This is a genomic window from Bartonella sp. 11B (genome assembly GCF_002022625.1).
GTDB lineage: Bacteria > Pseudomonadota > Alphaproteobacteria > Rhizobiales > Rhizobiaceae > Bartonella > Bartonella rochalimae.
Map to the genome: position 1 here is coordinate 1,170,267 of NZ_CP019783.1, position 18,399 is coordinate 1,188,665.

9 protein-coding genes and 1 tRNA gene are annotated in these 18,399 nt (G+C 32.9%); 7 read left to right on the plus strand and 3 right to left on the minus strand.

Translation table 11 applies throughout. The features are described from left to right. Positions 1–1,123 precede the first annotated feature (1,123 nt). Positions 1,124–2,509 carry an amino acid permease gene (locus Bho11B_RS05070; RefSeq protein WP_035007308.1) on the plus strand — a complete coding sequence of 462 codons (1,386 nt, stop codon included), beginning with the start codon at positions 1,124–1,126 and terminating at the stop codon, positions 2,507–2,509. A gap of 75 nt (positions 2,510–2,584) precedes the next feature. Here Bho11B_RS05070 and ilvC read toward each other — a convergent pair whose 3' ends face one another. Both ilvC and Bho11B_RS05080 read right to left on the minus strand, forming a co-directional pair. Next, positions 2,585–3,583 (minus strand): ketol-acid reductoisomerase, encoded by a 999-nt coding sequence (gene ilvC, locus Bho11B_RS05075; RefSeq protein ID WP_078673818.1) that lies wholly within the window; start codon positions 3,581–3,583, stop codon positions 2,585–2,587. Between the two features lie 681 nt (positions 3,584–4,264). Further along, positions 4,265–6,625, minus strand: a complete 2,361-nt coding sequence (locus Bho11B_RS05080; protein WP_078674155.1) for a mechanosensitive ion channel family protein — start codon at positions 6,623–6,625, stop codon at positions 4,265–4,267. A gap of 610 nt (positions 6,626–7,235) precedes the next feature. Here Bho11B_RS05080 and secD point away from each other — a divergent pair. From secD to Bho11B_RS05095, 3 genes are all read left to right on the plus strand, one after another. Next, positions 7,236–9,746, plus strand: a complete 2,511-nt coding sequence (gene secD / locus Bho11B_RS05085; RefSeq protein WP_078673820.1) for a protein translocase subunit SecD — start codon at positions 7,236–7,238, stop codon at positions 9,744–9,746. A 107-nt stretch (positions 9,747–9,853) separates the two neighbouring features. Then, positions 9,854–11,608, plus strand: coding sequence for a YbaL family putative K(+) efflux transporter (gene ybaL / locus Bho11B_RS05090; protein ID WP_078673821.1), 1,755 nt, complete (start codon positions 9,854–9,856; stop codon positions 11,606–11,608). A gap of 26 nt (positions 11,609–11,634) precedes the next feature. After that, the gene (locus Bho11B_RS05095; protein ID WP_035007298.1) at positions 11,635–12,588 is read left to right on the plus strand and encodes a YbhN family protein; all 954 of its coding nucleotides are present in this window, start codon (positions 11,635–11,637) and stop codon (positions 12,586–12,588) included. Between the two features lie 224 nt (positions 12,589–12,812). Here Bho11B_RS05095 and Bho11B_RS05100 read toward each other — a convergent pair whose 3' ends face one another. After that, complete coding sequence (locus Bho11B_RS05100) at positions 12,813–14,378, minus strand: TerC family protein (protein WP_078673822.1); 1,566 nt, start codon at positions 14,376–14,378, stop codon at positions 12,813–12,815. A gap of 484 nt (positions 14,379–14,862) precedes the next feature. Here Bho11B_RS05100 and Bho11B_RS05105 point away from each other — a divergent pair. From Bho11B_RS05105 to uvrC, 3 genes are all read left to right on the plus strand, one after another. Next, positions 14,863–14,938, plus strand: a tRNA-Lys gene (locus Bho11B_RS05105). 416 nt (positions 14,939–15,354) lie between these two features. Beyond that, positions 15,355–16,200: a 23S rRNA (adenine(2030)-N(6))-methyltransferase RlmJ gene (locus Bho11B_RS05110; protein ID WP_078673823.1), complete on the plus strand. Its 846-nt coding sequence runs from the start codon at positions 15,355–15,357 to the stop codon at positions 16,198–16,200. A 193-nt stretch (positions 16,201–16,393) separates the two neighbouring features. Next, positions 16,394–18,337, plus strand: a complete 1,944-nt coding sequence (gene uvrC, locus Bho11B_RS05115; protein ID WP_078673824.1) for an excinuclease ABC subunit UvrC — start codon at positions 16,394–16,396, stop codon at positions 18,335–18,337. Positions 18,338–18,399 lie beyond the last annotated feature (62 nt).

Sequence of the window (18,399 nt, forward strand, 5' to 3'; positions counted from 1 at the left end):
CCCTAATGATCCATGCTAATCAAAAAGCTGTTTTGATTGCTCATATTCATTAAATTTATATAGAAAGAAAGCTTAAGTAAAAGAAGACAGACTCGGAATTTGTGGGATAACAACTCTAACTTTCAACTGAGAAAAATTTCTCTAATTATCTATCCCTGCATATTAATTATTGCCCTTAGTTTCAAGACTTATTACAATATTTGATAAACGCAAACTCTTTCTCCTCAGTATAGCTTTTTCTTGATGTAATACTAATAGAGCATAATTTAGCCTTTTTGCATCATCACTAATAAAAATTAATATTATTTTCTTCCCACAACTATATTATCCACTTTAAAACTATCTTGGATTTACTCAGCTTTAATAGCTAAAAGCCGATCTAGAAAAACTTTCTCGATATATATATAAGTTACATCTCTTAGTCTATCATAGCATGTAACATCCCTATCCCAACAAACGTAGTAAGCGAAATCGGTACTACAATTAGCCTTGGTTACTTCAATTTATAAAAAAGAAAATTACAACTAATATATGACTCTTAACCTTCAACTGCTTCATTTACAAAATCTGCTATTTTACTTAAGAATCCTGATCTTTTTCTAGAGGATCAACAATAAAAAACAAAAAGTATTTTATTGATTTCTTTAAAATTTTGAGTATATAAAGGTAAAATGATGGTACTAATATAAACATATAATATTAATACTATTATGAATTTTGAGTAAAATAGATATAACGAAAATATGTGTAATCAATGGTTTAGAAAAATGATTAAAATAATCAAAAGCGCCTACAACCCAACAGATATTAAAATACATTGATAAGCATGAAAATAGTTTTTCCTATATAAGCGAGAATAACGTTTATGCATTACCCCAGTAAAAAAATAATATCAATTTCCAAAGAGTAGTTAAAGCATTATATCTAAGAGTTTCTATTGTTACTCGTCTCAACACAGCAATCAAATCTTTATCAACTCGCTTAATTTTCTCAATCGATACATTATCTAAAATCATTAAAAATGTTTTCTTTTTTGCGATTCACTCATATCATGCCTTTATACGAGTAATTGCCTTTTTGATTAGCGTAATTTAGCCTTAATAATAAGGAGGTCTTCATAAAAATGGACTATAAACAAAATTTAGCTGAAAATCATCAAAGGAAATTACAACGTGGATTAGACAATCGTCATGTACAACTCATTGCCATTGGTGGTGCTATTGGAACTGGTCTATTTATGGGATCTGGGAAGACAATTAGTATTGCTGGCCCTTCAATCATATTAGTTTATGCTATTATTGGTTGCATACTTTATTTTGTAATGCGTGCTATGGGAGAATTACTGCTTTCAAATACACAATATCGGTCTTTTATTGATTTTTCAGCTCATTTTTTGGGACCAAAGGTTGGATTTTTTATCGGCTGGACTTATTGGTTATGTTGGATAGTAACTGGAACAGCAGATATTATTGCGATAGCCAGTTATGCACAATTTTGGTGGTCTGAGCTCAATCCATGGATTCCTGTGCTCATCTGTATTGTTTTCTTTTTAATATTTAATCTTGTCGCAGTAAAATTATTTGGTGAACTTGAATTTTGGTTTGGCCTGATCAAAATTTTAGCAATTTTAGCATTAATTATTATTGGATTTTATATGATTTTTATTGGCTTTACCTCCCCACATGGTACTCTTTCTTCTCTCCGTAATGTATGGAATGATGGAGATATTTTTCCCCGAGGTCTTGGGGGATTCTTTGCTGGATTTCAAATTAGTATTTTTTCCTTCGTTGGTATTGAACTTGCTGGAACAATTGCAGCTGAAGTCAAAGAACCAGGAAAAATTTTACCAAAAGCGATCAATTCAATCCCTATTCGTATTATACTCTTTTATATCTTCTCTCTCATTGTAATTATGTCCGTTACCCCTTGGAATCAAGTTGCTTCAGATAAAAGCCCATTTGTAGAAATGTTTTTGCTAGCTGGTATTCCAACTGCTGCTGGATTAGTTAATTTCATTGTTCTCATGTCAGCAGCATCTTCAGCAAATAGCGGCATTTTTTCTACAAGCAGGATGATATATGGTCTTGCGACTAAACGAGGAGCACCTAGTTTTTTAGGAAAACTTTCTAAAAATTATGTTCCGGCCAATGCATTATTCTTCTCTTGTTTATGTGTTTTGTTAAGCTATATACTTTTGTCATTATCTCCAACGACTATAAGTGCTTTTACAATTATTACTACCATTGCAGCTATTTTATTTATATTTGTATGGTCTATAATTTTAATCAGCTATATTATTTATCGTCGTGATTATCCTATGCAACACATTACTTCTACGTATAAAATGCCAGGAGGGACTTTAATGTGTTGGTTTGTCTTAGCTTTTTTTATATTTATTCTTTTTTTATTAACATTAGAATCTGATACTTTAATAGCTCTAAAGTACACTCCACTGTGGTTTATTTTCTTAGAAAGCATGTACTTTATTTTCAGAAAAAATAAAGAATAAATTTTCATATAAAAATATATCAAAGATTACTCTTTTAGAGATAGTTCATCAGTTTTTATTAGTTCAATATAAAATTTAGTTGCACTCTTTAATCGATGGTATCATAGCACGAATTTTTTTACCAACTTCCTCAATAGGATGGATATCATTTAAACGCCGCATACTTTTAAAACGTGCAGAACCCGCTTTACATTCTTGTATCCAATCTGATGCAAATTTACCTGTCTGAATATCTTTCAAAATACGTTTCATTTCAGCCTTAATTTCATTAGTAATTAAACGGGGACCAGATACATACTCGCCCCACTCAGCTGTATTAGAAATTGAACGATTCATGTTTGCGATACCACCTTCATAAAGAAGATCCACAATTAATTTAACTTCATGTAAACACTCAAAATAGGCTATTTCTGGCGCATAACCTGCTTCTGTAAGTGTTTCAAAGCCTGCACGAATAAGCTCGACAAGCCCACCACAAAGCACGACTTGTTCTCCGAATAAGTCTGCTTCACATTCTTCTCTAAATGTTGTTTCAATCACACCAGCACGTCCACCACCAATATTACAAGCATAAGACAATGCTATATCATGCGCATGCCCTGAATTATCCTGTTCAACTGCGATTAAACAAGGCACACCACCACAACGTTGATATGCACTACGTACTTTGTATCCTGGCCCTTTGGGTGCAATCATCACGACATCAACTGTTTTTTTGACCTCAATTAAACCAAAATGAATACTCAAACCATGAGCAAAAGCAATTACTGCTCCATCACGCAAATAATCACGAATAGAATCTTTATAAAGATCGGCTTGTAATTCATCAGGCACTGCCATCATAATGAAGTCTGCCCATTTTGTTGCATCAACAACATTCACAACCTCAAAACCATCTGTTTCAGCTTTTTTGACTGTTGCTGACTCTAATCGCAAAGCAATTTTTATATCTTTAACACCAGAATCTTTAAGATTTAATGCATGCGCACGTCCTTGAGAACCGTAACCAATAATAGCCACTTTCTTTTCTTTAATTAAATTAACGTCTGCATCACTATCGTAATAAACATGCATAATAATACTTTCCCATAGACATATTTAAATTGAACTTCAAAACCTTGATGAACAACAAGCAACACGCATTGAGCACTTTATATCTCACAGATAATCATACTATCACTTATGATAAAATGGCAGCTGAATAAATTTAAATTTTCCTATTGCAAATAACAAGACCTTAAAGTTATAAAAAAAGCATATTTTGATCTAGAAATAAACTTCAAAGATTATTTTATAGCAAATAATAATATTCCTAAAAAATACTAATATCTATTTAGTATAAATTTCTATTCTAATAACAATAAAAATTTGGTTCTTTATTTAAACAGCTTATTTAAAATAAATAATGTTTATTTATAAACATAAAATATAGAAAATTTCTTTAATGAAAATAAAGTGTACAATTCTTGTACAAAATACTTGAAAAAAACAATTAACCTTTTTTATATTCAAATTTTAAACTACCTTATTTGAACAATTCTTTATCTTCACTGATCTTCCATAAGACCTTCTGCTTTTACAACAAAATTCTTACCTGAAAACGATAATAAAGTAGCTCTCTCTAAACATTTTAATGGCTTAACCAGGATCTAACCAAATACTTGAAAAATACATTCCCTTCAGAAAAACTATTACATCTCTGAGACAGTATTTTTCACCGTTGAGGGATCATCACAATAAAAATAAAGCCATATTTTAGCATTCCAAAATTCCTTCTTTCACAAAACGTTTATAAAGTACAAAACGAAGTGCATTAGTCACCTTAGATGTAGAAGTAATATTGGACACATAAACAGCTAAAGTAAATGAAAAATTCTTACTATCAAATGCTGTAAAACTTACCTGTGGTGCAGGATTTTTTAAAATTCCTTCTATTGTTGAAGCAACCTCTAATAACATTTCAACAACACGTTCTGGATCAACGTTAATCGCAACAGTGAGAGGTATATCAATCCTCCCCATTTTACTAGGACGGGTCCAATTACTCACATTATTATTAATAAGGCTTGAATTGGGAACAATAATTGTTTGTCGCTGAAATGTTTCAAGTTCTGTCGCACGTACACTAATACGTTTTACAATACCATGTACTGATCCAACTTCTATATAGTCCCCCAATTTAAATGGCCGCCCAATTAAAATAATAAGACCAGACACAAAATTCTGGACAATGTTCTGCAAACCAAAACCAATACCAAGTGAAAGCCCACCAGCAATAAGCGCAAAATTTCTAACATTTAATCCTGCAATTGATAATCCTACTAAGGCTGATAAAGCAATACCAACATAATTTATGACCGTTTTGATAGAATTACGTACACCAGAATCGAACTCTCCACGCACCATTATTGTACTATCTAACCAACTAATAAATAAGCGGCTAACAAACAAACAAACAAAAAAGAAAATTATTCCTATGATAATAGAAATCAAAGAAATAGATATATTCCCAATTTGAATATTAGTCATTAATTGCCACAATATTGTTTTTATATCGGAATACGAAAAACCAAACTGCATAAAAATTGGCATTGCACAAAATACAATAACAACCAAATTGAAAAAAATACTGCTAACAATCCCCAATCGATTCATTGTTTTTTCTTCTAAATGAAACCTTTTCATCAAAGCACGACCAACATTCGTTCTGATAAGCTCTCCTTCGTTTCCCATGGCATAAGCGCTTCGCATCCCCAAATACATCAACACTAAAAATGTACTACAGATCACAATCTGTTGCATAATAAAACGAGCAAAACCAATATAACCTAAGAAATTCATTACAATTAACAATAATCCAAGTGTCATCGGTAGAATACGTATATACAACAGCCAAGATGGAGTTTCCTCTCTTGTACTTTGGCGTCTAAATTGCAAAGGTATAAACGAGATAATAAACAACAAGACTCCTATAAGGAAAACAGCAATAAAACTTTTCGCAATAATCAAAGAAAAAGATGCTGATATCATTCGATAGATACTATCCAGAACTGTATCTAATGCAAACACCACACCTAAAAGAGTTATACAAACTATCAATTGATATGCTGCCAATGGTGTAACATTTAAAGGACGTATATGCGGTCTATACGGTGATAAAAGGATAACTGCTACACGATTCAACAAAAAGACCAATATAATTTGATGCCCAATCGTATGAAATACGTCTGTAAGTGTCCCTAAATTTAAACCAAAACTGCGAAATAAAAATAATGTCAGATAAACATAAATAGCACATACAAAAGAAGGCAGTAAAATTGAAATCAAAACAACCAATAAACGTTGTAGATAAGATACCTCATCATTTTCTTTGAAAACATCATACTTTACATACCCAATAAATTTACTAGAAAAATATGAAAGACCTAAGGTAACAATAAATGGAATAAAAAAAGCACAAAATAATTGTAGAGGTTTAAAATAAAATGCAAATTTCCACCAAGAATCAAAAAATAAAGTAACGTTTGAAAAGGCCTCTTTTGTTTTTTCAACAACCTCTTGAACCATTGACGTTGAAAATTTAACTTGTTTAAACATATATCCAAAAAGCTCTCGAGACTGAGAAATTGTAACTTTTACTATCTCATTTGCAGCTAAAAATATTGCCTCCAATTTATGAAGTGCATTATTAATTCTATTTTTTTGTTGTAGGATATCTGAGTATTTTTTTCTTTCGCTTCCGAAATTTTTTCGATTATCATCTAGTGCGTTCAACTGGTTCATAATCTCATTAATTTCATTAAGAGAAGTCCGCAAAACAAACGCTCCTGCCAAAGCTCGTTTACTGATATCTCGTGCTTGTAATCTCCATTTTGTCAAAAAATGTTCATTTTCTGGTTTGCTTTCTAAATTTGTTTGTAAAATTTTAATATCCTGTACAAGAGTATCAATAACCGTTTCTTGTTGTTGAATAATTCTATCCACTGATTGTAACTCTATTGACTGTACAACTATCGCAGTTGGCGATGTTAAAGCTCCCCATGCACAAAAACTAGAGAAAACATTGGTCAGAAAAATTAAGAAAAAAAGGAAGGTTCCATTTAAAAATGAATACATATTCATCCTCAGAATAAGCATTTATTAAGTACTCCCTTAAAATTATGATATTCAACAAACACTTCAGTTTTTTATCAAACAAGCTTATAAAACCTTTTCTCATCCAATAATACTGATAAAAAAGTAGATAAATTAAGTTAAAATCAACAATAGAAAAAAAAAACACTTAACTGTGTTTTTTTTTGCATTCATATTGCAAAAAAGAAATTCTTTTCCTTTATAATTTGTTTTTTTTTATCCAATTCTAGCATTTTGGATAACGTTTAGTTCAAAAACCTATCTCTATCTAAACAACACACTGATTATAAAATTTTAAATAGTGCTCTTTTCTCAAAGAAACAGATATAATTAATTCCATTACAAAAGTCGTAAATAAAAAATTGTAATACCCTATAGATACCATAACTTAACAGCTGTACTTTTTTGAAGATATTAGTATTGAATGTGTTTTCAATTCCTGCCATAATTTTCCTATACAATTTTAAAACCTTCAAACACAAAATTTTAAATCAACATGCACCTTTCTCTCCTTGATCTATAAAAATAATTCTATTGTATTCTTCTTATCTCATTTTAATTATTTTAACGTATCTACTAATTGGAATATATCATGCGTACACCTGCCTGGCTGGCTACTCTTTATTGTTTTATTCTTTTAAGCAGCATCTACGTTGCCTTGCCTAACTTATTTTCGCAAGAACAAATCAAAAATTCAAAATTCCTACCGAATACCCATGTAACACTTGGACTTGACCTTCAGGGAGGATCTTCCCTCTTACTCGAAGTAGATACCAAAACATTAAAACGCGATCAGTTACACACAGTTTTAAGTAATGTACGTAAAAAACTGCGTGAAGCAAAAATTCAAACATCGAGTGTCCGTATCATTGAAGATAATATTGTCGTTGTTCTTTCTGATACCACGCAAAATAAAAAAGCCATTACTACCTTAGAAACATTAATTATGCCTATACACAATAGCTTTGGTACCACAGCTAGTGATATTGCAATCAACAATCAAAATGAAACTATTCGTGTGACATTAACTGAATCTGGCATAAATGATCGTGTTAGCAAAGCTATCGAGCAAAGTTTAGAAATTATTCGCCGCCGTATTGACCAAGTAGGTGTTACTGAACCTGCCATCCAAAAGGTAGGAACCAATCGTATTATGGTACAATTGCCTGGCCTACAAGATCCAAAACAATTACGTGATCTTCTAGGAACTACTGCTAAAATGACTTTTCATCTTGTACCTTCTAATATTGATATCAATAACCCACCTCTAGGTGTTTCAATTCTTTCTGGTTATACAGATGTAAATCAAAAATATGCAATTTATGACCAAATTGCTTTGGATGGAAATGTTCTTAAAGATGCGCGAGCAGGATTTGATCCGCAAATACCAGGACGCTCTATCATCTCATTCACTATGAATTCTATCGGTTCAAAAATATTTGCAGACATAACACGCCAACATATTAACCGTCCTTTTGCAATTGTTCTGGATAATAAAGTCTTAACTGCTCCCGTCATTAATAGTGTCATTCCTAATGGACAAGGACAAATTACAGGAAATTTTGATTCTAAAGAAGCCTCAACTCTTGCTGCGCTACTACGAGCTGGTGCTTTGCCCGCGCCATTAACCGTTATTGAAGAAAGAACGGTAGGTCCAAATCTTGGTGCTGATTCTATTAAAATGGGCCTGTATACAGGCATCATAGGTTTTATTCTCGTTACAGTCTTTATTTTTCTTTTATACGGCATCTGGGGTATTATTGCTGATATAGCGATAGCACTGCATACTATTTTGATATTTTCAGCTCTAAGCCTCCTTGGTGCAACACTAACCTTACCTGGCATTGCTGGTATTATTTTAGGTATTGGTATTGCTGTTGATGCCAATATTTTAATTAATGAACGTATTCGCGAAGAAAGTCAAAAAGGTATAAGTGCCTTTGCTGCTTTAGATCGTGGTTTTAAACAAGCTTTTGCAACTATCCTTGATGCCAATGTGACAGCTGTTATTGCAACTGTTTTACTATTTTGGTTTGGTACCGGCCCAGTTCGTGGTTTTGCTGTAACAATGTTGCTTGGCATCATTATATCGATGTTTACTGAAATCACCATAGTAAGAATTATGATGATTTGGGTAGTAAATAAATGGAAAATAAAAAAACTGCAGTTTCAATCTGTTTTCAATTTTATCCCTAAAAATACTACTTTTCGTTTCATGAACGCTCGTTTCATTGGTATTGGTATTTCAATTATTTTATCTCTATCTTCAATTTTTTTGTTTTTTAAACCTGGTTTAAACTTTGGAATTGATTTTGTTGGTGGCAGTCAAATGACCATTACAACAAAAACACCCGCAAATTTAGCAATTTTGCGTTCAAATCTTTCTGCTCTTAATATTGGTGAAGTTACACTACAAAATATTGATAACGAAAATACGATACTGATTCGTATACAGCAACAAAGTGGTGGAGAAATTCAACACATTATCGCTATTGATAAAGTCAAAAAAACTGTGCAAAGTATTTACCCAGATACAACATTCGATCAAACGGAAGTTGTTGGTCCTAAAATTTCAGGAGAGCTTGCTACAGCTGGTATTATTGCTGTTATTCTAGCAACAGTCGCTATGTCTCTCTATATCTGGTGGCGCTTTGAATGGTTTTTTGCTATTGGAGCAATAGTTACACTTATCCTTGATATTACAAAAATGGTTGGTTTTTTTGTTTTATTTCAATTTGATTTCAATTTAACAGCCATTGCTGCTCTTTTAACAATTGTTGGTTATTCAATTAATGATAAAGTTGTTGTATATGACCGAATGCGTGAAAATATGCGCCTTTATAAACAAACACCACTGCGTGAAATAATTGATCTTTCAATTAATCAGGTTTTTGTACGCTGTATTTTTACATCAACCACTACGATATTAGCTATGTTACCTATGGCTCTATGGGGAGGAAATACTGTTAATAATTTTGCATGGCCTATAGTCTTTGGCATTATTATTGCAACATCTTCTTCTATTTTTATTGCAGCTCCCATTTTATTATTATTAAATAATTGGTGCTATAAGAAGAATAAAAAAACAACTCAAATTATATAACTACCAATTAAAATAGCGCGTTAATTTATATAATATGTTACTCTATTTCTTTTTTTAATTATAATCATTGTGACAACTATTTCTAAAGAAAGTACTACACTACAGTTATGCCTCACGATACGCCATTAATTACAACTATTGTTGCAGGTTTATGTTTAGCATTTATTTTCGGAATGATTGCTAATCGTTTGCGTATCTCTCCATTAGTAGGGTATCTATTAGCTGGTGTCATTGTGGGACCTAATATAGGTAGTTTTAAAGTAGATTCTGTTTTGATCAACCAACTTGCTGAAATCGGTGTTATTTTGCTAATGTTTGGTGTTGGCCTGCATTTTTCATTAAAAGATCTTTTATCTGTTAAAGCCATAACTATTCCTGCAGCCATTACACAAATGGTATTTGCTACTTTTCTTGGTTTATGCCTCGGTTGGACTATAGGATGGCGATTTAGTGATGGTTTAGTATTTGGTTTAGCATTATCAACAGCAAGTACTGTGATCTTGCTGCGTGCTCTGCAAGAACGATGCCTAATTGAAACAGAAAAAGGACGTATTGCCGTTGGTTGGTTAATCATTGAAGATTTAGCTATGGTTCTAATACTAGTTCTTATACCTGCACTAGCAAACATCCTCGGTAGTACAAAAAAAGAACCAATCGGCCCTCTTGTTCAATGGTTCAACTTAAATGTCTGGGGCATTGTTGGTCTAACGATTTTAAAAGTCATCGTATTTGTTGCTCTAATGTTCATTATTGGAAGGCGTTTTATACCGTGGTTACTAAAAGTGAGTGCACAATCTGGCTCGCGTGAATTATTTCGTCTTAGTGTTTTTTCTATTGCATTAGGAGTAGCTTTTGGAGCCGCTCATTTATTTGGTGTTTCACTTTCTCTTGGTGCTTTTTTTGCAGGTATGATGATGAGTGAATCAGAATTAAGTCATCGTGCTGCAGAAGAATCTTTACCACTGCGCGATGCATTCTCAGTTCTTTTTTTTGTTTCTGTAGGGATGTTATTCGACCCTATGAAAATTCTAACCAACTTTTTTTCTTTTCTCGCAACCTTATCGATTATCATCATAGGAAAATCGGCTATTGCTTTTTTTATTGTTAAAGCTTTCCGCTATTCTAATGGAACAGCTTTAACTATTTCAGCTAGCCTAGCACAAATCGGAGAATTTTCTTTTATCCTTGCAGGACTAGGTTCAAACCTTGGACTTTTAAATAACAACGCTCGCGATTTAATTCTTGGAGGTGCAATCCTTTCTATCCTCCTCAATCCCCTTGTTTTTGTTGCTGTTGATAAAATTAAAAAATATCTAGAAAATTCTTCTGCTAACGCGCAAGATAAACAAACAATTATTAATATCGATCCTGAAGATTCCGACGAAGAAGCGCTACCAATTACTTCAAGAACTGATCATATTGTGATTATTGGTTATAGCTGTGTTGGAAAATACATAACACTATCTTTAATGGAAAGAGGTCAGCCGATTATAGTAGTTGAAGAATCAAAGCGTCTTGCTGATAAAGCAATAGCAAACGGAATCGAAACAATTTGTGGTAATATCATTAAAAAAGAAATTATTAATGCAGCCAATATTAGAGGTGCACGTAAGGTCGTTATTACAATGCGAAGCACTATTGAAGCAGGACAATGTATAGCAAACATACGCGATCTGAACAAAAACCTTCAAATAATTGCTCATGCACTATCTGAAACAGAAACATCTTATTTAATGGATTTAGGAGCGGATATTGTAGTGACGAATGACAAAGAAATCGCTAATAGTTTTATTGGGTATATAATTGGACAACAATCTGTAATGGATACGTCTAATAATGAATTAACTTTACAAAAAATGTAAATAAAAACAAAAACGGATAAAGAAGTATGAAACTACAGAAATTTATATGGCCATTGATTGGCATCTTAGCAATGTTGATATCGATTCGCATTCTTTATATAAAATTATCTACTATTTCGCTTAGTGCTGTATTAGAACGTCTTTCTAATTTAAGCACGCATCATTGGCTTTTAGCATGTCTTTGCTCATTCGTCGCTTATACAGCTCTCGCTGGTTATGATCGAATTGCCTTGCAACATCTTGGTCGTAAAATTTCTTGGATATTTATAGCTATATGTTCATTCACTACTTATGCACTTTCACATAATATCGGTGCATCAGTTTTTTCTGGTGCTGTTATACGTTATCGCGCTTATACAATAAAAGGACTCAGTGGAACAGAAATTGCTATATTAGTGGGTTTTTGTTCATTCACTTTTGTAATTGGTACAATCTTACTTTCTGGCATTGTTTTAATTTTACAACCAGAAATTATTACCCTCATTCACAATGATCTTCCTCAATGGTTAGGGAAGGTAATTGGTGTGATTTTACTTTCCTGTATAGCTCTTTATATTTTCGGTAGTTGGCTACAATTAAAACCTTTACGTATAAGCAAAAAAATTTATCTTTTTTATCCACGTCTTCAAATTGTTATTCGACAACTTATTATTGGCCCATTAGAGATTTTAGGAGCAGCAGGAATTATATATGCTGTACTACCACATAATGCTGATATTAATTTTATCTCTGTACTTGGTGTATTCCTTGCATCTTTCTCTATAACTCTTCTTTCCAATGCTCCTGCAGGAGGTATGGGAGTACTTGAAGCTTTATTTATAACAGGCATGCCTAATACAGACCCAACCGATGTTATCGCAGCACTTATAGCATTTAGAATGCTCTATTTGATCATACCACTTATCATTTCACTATTCTTTATAGCAATCTTTGAAACTAAACAATATTTAAAACGAATACAACAAACCCCGCCTGAATAAAAAATAATTTCTTCTTTTTTATACTATATTGATACAAGCTAATAGCTAAACTTAACTAATAAGATACCCACAGGAAAACTCGTTTAAAACTTAATCTGTTCCATATAATTAGTAATCTGCGATTATGATAATGGTTATATAATCGATGCAAATGATTTTTCTATTATATTGCAATATTGATTATAACTAAATTTGCTTCTCCATTGATTTCATTACCATGATAATTAGTCCTTCTCATGCACAACAATAGGAGAAATAAGAACTTTAGCGATATTCCGGCGATCCATTTCAATGACTTTAAAACATAAACCTTCTGCTTCAAAACTTTCCCCTTCATTTGGTAAATGCCCCAAACGCCAGAGCATAAACCCTGCAAGCGTAGTATAACGATCTGCTTCATCAACAAGATTACACTCAAGGTAACCGCTTAAACGACGAATATCAGCATATCCCTCAATAAGTAAGCTTCCGTCTTCGAGCTTTTCTGCCACAACAGATTCCTCATCATCAGGAAAATCACCTGCAATCGCCTCAAAAATATCTGTTGGTGTCGCAATACCTTTCAAAGATCCATGCTCATCAACAATAATCGCAATTTGAATTGGAGAATGGCGTAATTTCTCCATTAATCGTAAAACACCTGTATTCTCATGAACAACAAGTGGCTCACGCATAGCTTTTTGCCAATTAATCTTTTTACCTTCAGCTAGATTTAAAAGAAGGTCTTTCGTTAAAGCAACACCAACAAATTCATCTATTTTTTCACGTGCAAGAACTAAGCGACTATGCTTAACGCGTTGCAACTCTTCACGCATTTCATTTTCATTACCATTTAAATCTAACCATTCAATCTCATTACGTGGAGACATAATAGAACGCACAGGACGATCTGCTAAATCAAGGACACCACGAATCATTTCTTTTTCTTCTGGCCGAAAAATTTCTGAAGTAGCAGCTTGTTCAACAATGACGTCTACAGTTTCACTAAGATTTCCACCTTTTTTCCCACCTCCTAAAAGCCTCAAGACAGCATCAGCCGTCCGTTCACGTAGATCATTTGTTGTAATCATCTTTTCACGATTACGACGTCCAATTTGATTAAAAACTTCAATAACAACTGAAAAACCAATAGCAGCATACAAATAACCCTTGGGAATATGAAAACCAAAGCCCTCAACAATGAGAGTAAAACCAATCATCATCAAGAAACCAAGACACAAAATCACAATAGTGGGATGACGATTAATAAAACGCATAAGAGTTCCTGATCCCCACATCATCACCCCCATAGCGATAATAACCGCTATATACATAACCATTGTTTGGTCTTTAGCAATCATACCCGTTGCAGTGATAATACTATCAAGAGAAAACACTGCATCAAGCACAACAATTTGAATAATTACTTGCCAAAAAACAGCATAAATAACTCCTTTTTTTTGTGTATGCATCGTACCTTCTAGTCTTTCGTGTAATTCTAGTGTTCCTTTTGCTAATAAAAAAGCTCCACCACTAATCAAGATTAGGTTATGCCAACTAAATACAAAGGACGAAATAGAAAAAATTACCTTATCAAAACTCATTACCCAACCAATAACCGTGAGAAGACAAAGTCGCATCAATAATGCTAAAGTTAGACCTATAAAACACGCACGATCACGTAAATGTAACGGTAATTTTTCTGCTAAAATCGCAATAAAAATAAGATTATCTATGCCTAATACAATTTCGAGAAAAATTAATGTGGCCAAGCCAAACCACGCATGGGGATCAGTGATCCATTCCATCATAACTCACCATTTAAAAAGATCTTGAAAATTAAAAAGCTTAAATACATGTTGCTGATGAAAAAAATCATAAATTTTCATCCGCATAAGTCATCAATAATGTTGAATACAAATAAACTACATGGGAAAATAAGTAGCTAAGTATATTCAAAGCAGTGCTTAAACTCTTATGATCGTTGAGAAAATATAACAATAACCCACACCACTTGTTACTACAAGAAGGCTCTCCTGAATCTTGCCCGGGCATTACGCTCGACAACCCTCCAATTATCGTTCTATATTGAGTAGAACATCTATTTATAGAATACCTTAATTAATAGGTTTATTTTTATAGAATATCAAGAGGAGAAGAATATTTTTTAACTTATAGCGTAACTATAAGCTCTCTTTATTTCATAGAAATAGATCAAAAACAACAAGGCTATCTAGACATCCTCTTTTTAGAGGATTATAGAGGGTTATTCATTTTTACCTCTTTTAAAATTGTGGGTGATTAGCTCAGATGGTAGAGCAGCTGACTCTTAATCAGCGGGTCGTGGGTTCAATTCCCTCATCACCCACCAATAAAGATAATTTATTAATAAAAAAACATAAATAAAATTATAAAAATATACTGCCATTAGATTTAAGTATCTTTTCTGCTCACAATTGATTTACTTTAAATTCAGTGTACTCTTAAATCTAAAAAGTACTTTACCATTTATCTCTACAAAATATCCTGATATTAGAAGGACATATTTAACTTACTCGAAAATATCAATAGTCCTCAAAATTTTTATCACTCTGAAAATTTTACTTTTACATTAAAGATTATAAAAATTTCACAATAAAATCCTAAATGCTGTTAAAACTTTAATAATCTTCATAGATTTCAAGGATTTAAATTTTTCTAAATCTTAAATCTTTTACTGGTATAAAAGTCATTATTTACGTTAAAAAGAAGTTTGGTAAACAATCAGATATATGATAAAGTTTGCTAATGAATTATCGGCATATTTATCATGCTGGCAATTTTGCTGATGTCTTTAAACACATTATTGTCACACGTATCATAGAATATCTTAAGCGCAAAGAAAAAGCCTTTCGCGTCATAGATACGCATGCGGGTATTGGACTCTATGATCTTTCTTCTGTAGAAGCACATAAAACAGGAGAATGGCGTGAAGGCATCGGACGACTTCTATCGATTCCCATCCCCCAAGACTTAAAAGAGCTTCTTGCCCCATGGTATGATGTTATTTTTGCAATCAATAAAGGAACTAAAGAAATTGCATTCTATCCTGGATCACCTATTCTTATTCGCCAACTATTGCGTAAAAAAGATCGATTAACTGCAATTGAATTACACCGTGAAGATTACCAAATTTTAGCCAGCCACTTTTCTGGTGATTACCAAACAAAAATTCTGCACTTAAATGGTTGGCTTTCTTTAAATTCCCATCTACCACCAAAAGAAAAGCGTGGACTTATTTTCATTGATCCCTGTTTTGAACAACCAGGAGAATTTTCCCGCTTCATTGAAGGAATAGTGAAAGCATATCGACGTTTTTCTGGAGGAGTATATGCTTTATGGTACCCTGTTAAATATAATAAAGAAATTAAACTTTTTCTTCATGCACTTCATAAAACAGAAATTCCAAAAATTTTACAGCTCGAGATGCATATTGGGAAAAGCGTATCCCCACCTAAAATGAATGGTAGTGGCATGATTCTTATTAATCCTCCTTATCTTCTTGAAGACGAAATAAAAAAAATCGCTCCTTTCCTTATCAATCATCTTGGAAGAGATGAGCATGCACATATTATACAAAAATGGCTTTCATAGAACGCACCTATTCTTTAGTATTTTTAATAAAAATACACACTAAAAATTATCAATTCCGATACCATAAATAGAAAAAACAGCAATTCATAAACAAAGCGCTTGACTAGAAACAATCATTTCATATCTCACAAATATAAAATAGTTTCAGGTAAATTAATGAGCTTAGAAAAGCATATACTCCGCTATACAAAAAATGAAGAAAAATTCCCTTTTTCATCTTGATATTATATGGCATGATGCTCATAAAAAAAATGAGAATAATCAATTTAAAGGTGTTGCACTCATCCAATATTTTGTCAAAAATCTCCCTCATAAACCAGGGGTTTATCGGATGCTCAATGAAAATGGTGATATTCTCTATATTGGCAAAGCACGAAACCTCAAAAAACGTGTTTCACATTATACCCGTGAACATGGACACAATAACCGTATTACACGTATGATTCGTGAAACAAATCATATGGAATTTGTTGTTACCCATACAGAAACAGAAGCACTCCTTTTAGAAGCTAATTTAATTAAAAGATTACAACCACGTTTTAATGTTTTACTGCGTGATGACAAAACTTTACCTTATATCATTATCACGGACGATCACCGAGCACCTGCACTATATAAACACCGTGGTGCCCGAACACGAAAAGCTCATTATTTTGGTCCTTTTGCTTCTTCGGAAGCGGTTACGCAAACAATCAATGTTCTACAACGCGCCTTTTTATTACGAACCTGCACTGATTCAGTTCTTGAAAACTGTACACGGCCTTGTTTGCTTTATCAAATTAAACGCTGCTCAGCTCCTTGTACACATGAAATTAGCAGTAGTGATTATTTACAACTTGTCAAAAAAGCAAAAGCTTTTCTTTCAGGAAAAAGTCAATCAGTTAAAAATGATATGGTTCAAGCTATGCATAAAGCTGCAGAAAATCTTGATTTTGAGCGTGCTATAACCTATCGTGACCGCTTATCAGCTCTTTCTCACATACAAAGCCATCAAAGTATTAATCCTCAAACTGTAAAAGAAGCAGATGTTTTTGCAATTGCACAACAAGAAGGAATGACTTGTATTCAAGTATTTTTTTTCCGTATGGGGCAAAATTGGGGAAATCGTTCCTATTTTCCAAAAGCAGATCCCTCTTTTTCCAGCTCCGAAATTCTAGCAAGTTTTCTTATACAGTTTTATGATAATAAGCCAATTCCAAAGCTTATTCTTTTATCTAATACAATTGACGAAGAAATACTCCTCACTGAAGCATTAAGCCTGAAAGCAAACCACAAAATATCTCTATCTTTACCAAAACAAGGAGAACGCAAAGCTCTCGTGAATCATGCTTACACAAATGCCTATGAAGCACTCCAACGCAAGCTTTCTGAAACATCAGCACATAAAAAATTCCTTTGTAATATCGTTAAAACATTTCAACTATCCCATACTCCACGCCGTATAGAAGTCTATGATAACTCACATCTTATGGGAACTAATGCAGTTGGCGTAATGATTGTTGTTGACCAAACAGGTTTTGTCAAAAATCAATATCGTAAATTCAATATTTGCTCGACCGATATCAAACCTGGTAATGATCTTGGTATGATGAAAGAAGTAATTGAAAGAAGATTTTTACGCCTTCTTAAAACATATGGTTTACCTAACAAAAATAAAAATATTGGCTATGAAGATTCTTATCCTCTATGGCCTGATCTTATCTTAATTGATGGAGGGCAAGGACAAATAAATATTACTAATACAGTATTATCTGAATTAGGTTTAGATGATTTTATCACAGTAATTGGCATAGCTAAAGGTCCTGACCGGAAAGCTGGTCTAGAACGTTTTTTTATGAAAGGAAAGCAACCTTTTACACTTCCCCCACATGATCCTATTCTTTATTTTCTACAACGCCTACGCGATGAAGCACACCGTTTCGCAATTGGAACTCATAAAGCAAAACGAAAAAAAGAAACATTCAAAAATCCACTTGATGAAATTGAAAACATAGGCCCTACGAGAAAGCGTGCTTTGCTTAACTATTTCGGAAGCTCTAAAGCAGTTTCCAGAGCATCTATTGAAGACTTAACAAAAGTTACAGGCATTTCTAAAGAAATTGCGTACAAAATTCATAATTATTTTAATAAAAAATAAGGCTTGTTTCATAAGCTTTGCCTTGTTACTTTTATACAATATTTTATACTCTAAAAACTGAA